The following is a 666-nucleotide window of genomic DNA, read 5'->3' as shown; positions in this document are numbered from 1 at the left end:
GTACTTTAATGAAGAAAATGGGTATTCAGGCGTTATATTGCAAACCAAATTTAAGCCAGGCTAATCAAGCTCACCGTAAATATCCATATCTGCTCAAAGGGTTGGCTATTCAGCGCAGTAATCAAGTGTGGTCTACGGATATAACGTATATCCCTATGGCAAAAGGCTTTGTTTATTTATGTGCTGTGATTGATTGGCATAGCCGCAAGGTACTTGCGCATAGGGTATCGATTAGTATGGAGGTGGATTTTTGTATTTCGGCTTTAAATGAAGCGATTGAAAAATATGGTCGACCTGAAATATTTAATACAGACCAAGGCAGCCAGTTTACCAGTGATGCATTTATTGATGTATTGAAATCAAATGGCATTCAAATCAGTATGGATGGTAAAGGTCGATGGGTAGATAATGTGATGGTTGAACGATTATGGCGGAGCGTTAAATATGAAGAGGTGTATCTCAAAGCTTATAGCAGTGTCACAGATGCGAAAAAGCAATTAAGTGCATATTTTGAGTTTTATAATTTGAAACGACCTCATTCGAGTCTAGACAAAATGACACCAAATGAGTTTTACTATGATCAGCTACCCCAACAAAACAAGGTGGCTTAACTAGAGCGGAATATCACTTATAAATACGCTTTTAGTTGTTCAAACAAGTGGGACC

1 pseudogene is annotated in these 666 nt (G+C 38.0%); it reads left to right on the top strand.

The annotated features are described in order from the left end of the window. Window positions 1–611: pseudogene (locus L6C30_RS14685) on the top strand (IS3-like element ISAba14 family transposase); the annotation flags it as partial. Window positions 612–666: the final 55 nt, after the last annotated feature.

The organism is Acinetobacter sp. KAM396 (genome assembly GCF_021602765.1).
Lineage (GTDB): Bacteria > Pseudomonadota > Gammaproteobacteria > Pseudomonadales > Moraxellaceae > Acinetobacter > Acinetobacter towneri_A.
The sequence above is the reverse complement of the archived record's forward strand: the minus strand, read 5'-3'. Positions and strand labels throughout refer to the sequence as shown.